The following is a 5,109-nucleotide window of genomic DNA, read 5'->3' as shown; positions in this document are numbered from 1 at the left end:
ATGTCTGGCCCGGGGGCGGCATCACGGTGATGGTGGACGTGACCGAGATGCCCAGCAATTCCTTCGGCTATGTGCCGACGCCCGCGCTGGTCGCGCCGATCGAGTTCACCATGCGGCTGTCGGATTACGTGGCCCTTGGCGGCCATGCCGATCAGGTCCGCCCCGTTGACGAGGTTCTTTCCGGCAACCACATGTCCGAAGGCATGCGTCGGGTCGGCCCGTCGGGCCAGAGCGACGATCCCATGGCGCGCCACCACTTCCGCTGGCCGGGGGACGCCACGCCATGACCGGGGGCGGGCCGTTCGCGGCGCTGCTCGACGGCGGAGTGCGGCTGCATCTTCAGCACGGGCCGATCGACCTGATCATCGGGGCCGATGCGCAGACCGCGACCGGGCGGCAGCGCGCCTTTGCCGCTGCCGCCGCGCGGTTCGACGGGCTTCTTGCGGAACTGGTGGCCGAACTGCCGCTTCTGCGCGCCGGGGTGACACCCGCCCTGCCCGCTCCGCAAGGCCCCATCGCCTGCCGGATGCATGCGGCCGTACGGCCGCATGCACGCGACGGCTTCATCACCTGCATGGCGGCCGTGGCCGGTGCGGTGGCGGATGAAATCCTTGCCGCCATGACCGTCGCTGCGCCTCTGTCGCGCGCCTATGTGAACAACGGCGGTGACATTGCCATCCATCTGGCACCCGGCGCCCGCTTCACCAGCGCGATGGCGGGACTGGACGGGCGCGACCTCGGGCGCATCCGGCTGGCGGCGGGAGACGGCATCCGCGGCATCGCCACAAGTGGCGCGGGAGGGCGGAGCTTTTCCCTTGGCATCGCCGACAGCGTCACCGTCCTTGCCCGCACGGCAGCCGAGGCCGATGCGGCCGCGACGATGATCGCCAATGCCGTCGACCTGCCCGACCATCCCGGCATCCGCCGCGAACGTGCCTGTGACCTGCAACCCGACAGCGACCTTGGTGCGCGGCGGGTGGTGACGCGGGTTCCGCCCCTTGCACCCCATGACATCACACGGGCGCTGGACGCGGGCGCGGCACACGCGCAAGGATTGCTGGCGCGCGGCCTGATCGCGGGGGCGGCGCTGTTCCTGCAAGGCAAGACCCGGCTGGCCGGCGACGGCTTCACAGGATTGGTACAGATCGATGAGGTGGCACATGCCCAAGGTCGAGGTGCGCAAGCGGCTGCTTGTGCTTGAGGAGATCTTTCACGAAGGCGGCCCGCCCCGCAGCGATGCGCACCGGCGCGGAGCCGTGCTTGCTGTGATCCGCAACCCCTTCGCCGGGCGGTATGAGCCCGAGATCCAGGGCTTCATGGACGACCTGCGCCCCCTCGGGCTGGAGATGGCGCACCAGCTTGCGGCGGCGCTCGGCGGCGCAGACAGGATCGAGGGCTACGGCAAGGCCTCGCTGGTCGGCGCGGCCGGTGAACTCGAACATGGCGCGCTCTGGCACGCCCCCGGCGGCTATGCCATGCGCGAGGTGCTGAACGGCGCCAAGGCGATCGTGCCCTCGGCCAAGAAGGTCGGCGGCGCGGGTGCGCGCATCGACGTGCCGATCACCCATGTCAACGCTTCCTACGTCCGCAGCCATTTCGATTCGATCGAGGTCGGCCTGAACGACGCGCCGCGCGCCGACGAGATGGTGGTGATCCTGGCGATGACCACCGGGCCGCGTGTGCATTCGCGCTCGGGCGGGCTGGAAGCCTCGCAGATCAAGGGAGAGGACGGGCTGAGATGAAGGCAAGGATTCGCAAACTGGGCGTCTGGGTCGAGGAAACGCACGAGGAAGCCGGCCGTGCCATCACGCCCCCCACCCGCAAGGCCGTGGCGGCCGCAGTGATCGAAAACCCCTTCGCCGGGCGCTATGTCGAGGATCTGTCCGACCTGATGGACATCGGCGAGGAACTGGGCGCACTTCTGGGCGAGAAATGCGTGGCCGCACTGGGAATCCGCCCCGATCAGGCGCAAAGCTACGGCAAGGCCGCAATGGTGGGCGAAAACGGCGAGCTGGAACATGCCGCCGCCATCCTGCACCCGAAACTGGGGGCACCGCTGCGCAAGGCGGTTGAAAAGGGCGCCGCCCTGGTGCCGTCCTCCAAAAAGCGCGGCGGCATGGGGCAGGACCTGGACATTCCGCTCGGCCACAAGGACGCGGCCTTCGTGCGCTCGCATTTCGACGGGGTCGAGATCCGCTTCAACGATGCGCCGCGCGCGAACGAGATCGTCGTCGCCGTGGCCGTGACCGACAGCGGCCGTCCCCTCCCAAGGGTGGGCGGGCTGAAGGTCGAGGAAATCACCGGCAAGGACGGGTTGCGCTAGGTCGGACCACAGGGTCAAAGCACCTCGCCCCTGCGGGCGGGGTGTGTTCCGCTGCCTGCATCTTGCTGAATTTCCACGGACATTCATTGATCTTGACAAAGCCAGTGTCACGGCATTATCGTTCGTATGCAAACGAAAATGAGGCCCGCCATGACCTATGTCGTCACCGAAGCGTGCATCGCCTGCAAGTACACCGATTGCGTGGAGGTCTGCCCGGTGGACTGCTTCTACGCGGGCGAGAACATGCTGGTGATCCACCCCGGCGAGTGCATCGATTGCGGCGTTTGCGAGCCGGAATGTCCGGTCGATGCTATCCGGCCGGATACCGAACCGGGGGTCGAGCCCTGGCTGGCGATCAACGCCGAACTGGCGGAAATCTGGCCCGGCATCCGCGAAAGGGTCGCCCCCCTGCCCGACCACGATGCCTGGGCCCAACGACCCGACAAGCTGGCGGCGCTGTCGCGCAACCCGGCCGCCCCGCACTGACGGCCCCCAGAGACCGGAGATCAGGATGCACGACACCGCCCCCCTTTCCGACGCAGTCGACGCCGCGACCCACATCCCCGCCGGCGTCTACGCCGAGACGGTCACCGAGGTGCAGCACTACACCGACCGGCTGTTCCGGTTCCGCATCATCCGGCCCGCGGCGTTCCGCTTCCGCTCGGGCGAGTTCGTGATGATCGGACTGCCGAATGCGGAACGCCCGGTCTACCGCGCCTATTCGATCGCCAGCCCCTCGTGGGACGAAGAAATCGAGTTCTTCTCGATCAAGGTGCCGGGCGGGCCGCTGACCGAACATCTGCAGCGGATCCGGGTCGGTGACACGGTGCTGATGCGCAAGAAGCCGACCGGCACGCTGGTGCTGGACGCGCTTCTGCCGGGGAAAAGGGTCTACATGTTCTCGACCGGCACCGGGATCGCCCCCTTCGCCTCGCTCGTCCGCGATCCCGAGACCTACGAGAAGTTCGACGAGGTGATCCTGACCCACACCTGCCGCGAGGTCGCCGAGCTGGAATACGGGGTGGAACTGGTGCGCAAGCTGATGGACGACGAGCTTGTGGGCGATCTGGCCCGCGCGCAGCTTCGCCATTATCCGACGGTGACGCGCGAACCCTATCCGGTGATGGGCCGGACCACCGAACTCATGGCAAGTGGAAAGCTGTTCGCCAACCTTGGCGTGCCCCCGATCGGCCCGCAGGATGACCGCGGGATGATCTGCGGCTCGATGGCGATGCTGCGGGACACCAGGGAAGCGCTGGAAGGCTATGGCCTGATCGAAGGGTCGAACGCGCAACCGGGCAGTTTCGTGGTGGAACGCGCCTTCGTGGACTGACACCCGGGGAGGGGACATGGCACCCTACGATCACGCCGAACGCCGGCTTGACGTTGACAGCCGGGCCGCGCCACTCCGTCGCGCTGCGGCGGCCGGCGTGGAAAGGCCGTCGCCGGCGGAGGGCCGGATATCGCAGTTCGTCTTCCTGCTGGTCGACAACTTCTCGCATCTGGCTTTCTCCTGCGCGATCGAGCCCTTGCGGATCGCCAACCGGGTCTCGGGGCAGACGCTCTATCGCTGGCGGCTGGCCAGCCGCGATGGAGTCTCGGCAGTCTGCTCGAACCGCGCGGTCACGCTGGTCGACATGGGGCTGGAGCCGCCGGGCCGGATCGAGCGGCTGATCGTGGTGTCGGGCGATGCGGTGCAGCAAGCCAGCACCCCCGATGTCATCGCCTATCTGCGCCGCGAGCGCGCCGCCGGCACGCCCATTGGCGCGATCTGTTCGGGCGCCTGCGTTCTGGCCAGAGCCGGTTTCCTCGATGGGCAGGCGGCGGCCGTCCATTGGGAATACCATGATGTCTTTGCCGAACGTTTCCCCGAGGTCCGTCTGACGCGCGGCGTCTTCGTGGCGGACGCCAAATTCATCACGGCCGCCGGCGGAACCGCCTCGGCCGATCTGATGCTGCACCTGATCGCTGCCGACCACGGGCCCGACCTTGCTACCGCGGTCGCCGACCAGATGGTCTACAATGCCGTGCGCGAAGGCACGGCCGAACAGCGCGTTTCCCTGCAATCGCGCCACGGGATGCGCAACCCCCACCTCGTGCGTGCGGTGGCTCTCGTCCAGGAAAACATCGAAGAGGCGGTTTCCCCCGGCCAGATCGCCAGCGCCCTGGGAATATCGACGCGCCAGCTCGAGCGGCTGTTCCTGCGCTATCTGGGCACCTCGCCCAAGCGGTTCATCATCGAGACCCGGCTGACCCGGGCACGGAACCTTCTGGTGCAGACCGAACAGTCGATCACCGAAGTGGCCGTCGCCTGCGGCTTCGCCACGCCCTCGACCTTTTCAAAGGCCTACCGCGCGCATTTCGGGGTCTCGCCCGTCGCCCAACGATCGAGGTTGCGCTAGCCGCGCGGCCGGTCGGTGGTCCGGCTCCCGACCGGGCGGGGGCAGACGCCCGGTCGCGTCGGGGACGGGTTTACAGGAACAAGTGGCTTTCGGCCGGATTCCAACTGACGTCGCAGGTCACGTCGGGGGAAAGTGCCGCGATGTCGTCGGCGCCGGCGCGCATCCAGATCTCCTGCCCCCAGGCCGTGCGGAACTGCACCGTCGAGGTATCGCCAAGGAAGGTCACATCAAGCACGCGGACAGGAAGCCCTTCGCGCGAGCCGGCCAGCCGTAGCGACTGCGGGCGCACCATCACCTGTGCGGCCGGCAAGGTGCCGTCACCCTCGGTCGATCTGTGCACCGGCAGGTCGGCCACAGTCGTGCCATCGGGAAAGACCACCCTGC

At 67.9% G+C, this 5,109-nt stretch carries 7 protein-coding genes and 1 pseudogene; 7 read left to right on the top strand and 1 reads right to left on the bottom strand.

Annotated elements, in window-relative coordinates:
• From F9K34_RS16935 to F9K34_RS16905, 7 genes and pseudogenes are all read left to right on the top strand, one after another.
• Window positions 1-287, top strand: a pseudogene (locus F9K34_RS16935) (6-hydroxynicotinate reductase); the annotation flags it as partial.
• A complete protein-coding gene (locus tag F9K34_RS16930; protein WP_291338291.1) occupies window positions 284-1,201 on the top strand; it encodes a UPF0280 family protein in 918 nt (305 codons plus the stop codon). The pseudogene F9K34_RS16935 and the gene F9K34_RS16930, both read left to right, overlap by 4 nt.
• Window positions 1,161-1,742, top strand: coding sequence for an amino acid synthesis family protein (locus tag F9K34_RS16925; protein ID WP_291338290.1), 582 nt, complete (start codon window positions 1,161-1,163; stop codon window positions 1,740-1,742). Before F9K34_RS16930 ends, F9K34_RS16925 begins: the two co-directional genes overlap by 41 nt.
• Window positions 1,739-2,323, top strand: a complete 585-nt coding sequence (locus F9K34_RS16920; RefSeq protein ID WP_291338289.1) for an amino acid synthesis family protein — start codon at window positions 1,739-1,741, stop codon at window positions 2,321-2,323. Before F9K34_RS16925 ends, F9K34_RS16920 begins: the two co-directional genes overlap by 4 nt.
• Before the next feature lie 150 nt (window positions 2,324-2,473).
• Complete coding sequence (gene fdxA / locus F9K34_RS16915; RefSeq protein WP_291338288.1) at window positions 2,474-2,809, top strand: ferredoxin FdxA; 336 nt, start codon at window positions 2,474-2,476, stop codon at window positions 2,807-2,809.
• Between the two features lie 25 nt (window positions 2,810-2,834).
• The gene (locus F9K34_RS16910; RefSeq protein ID WP_291338287.1) at window positions 2,835-3,656 is read left to right on the top strand and encodes a ferredoxin--NADP reductase; all 822 of its coding nucleotides are present in this window, start codon (window positions 2,835-2,837) and stop codon (window positions 3,654-3,656) included.
• A 16-nt stretch (window positions 3,657-3,672) separates the two neighbouring features.
• The gene (locus F9K34_RS16905; protein WP_291338286.1) at window positions 3,673-4,725 is read left to right on the top strand and encodes a GlxA family transcriptional regulator; all 1,053 of its coding nucleotides are present in this window, start codon (window positions 3,673-3,675) and stop codon (window positions 4,723-4,725) included.
• Between the two features lie 70 nt (window positions 4,726-4,795).
• Here the strand turns inward: F9K34_RS16905 and F9K34_RS16900 are convergent.
• Window positions 4,796-5,109: TOBE domain-containing protein (locus F9K34_RS16900; RefSeq protein ID WP_291338285.1), on the bottom strand; the 314-nt coding region annotated here is incomplete at its 5' end.

Origin of the sequence: Albidovulum sp. (assembly GCF_008933605.1) — a bacterium.
Taxonomy (GTDB): Bacteria; Pseudomonadota; Alphaproteobacteria; order Rhodobacterales; family Rhodobacteraceae; genus Albidovulum.
This window is presented reverse-complemented; position numbering and strand designations above follow the sequence as displayed.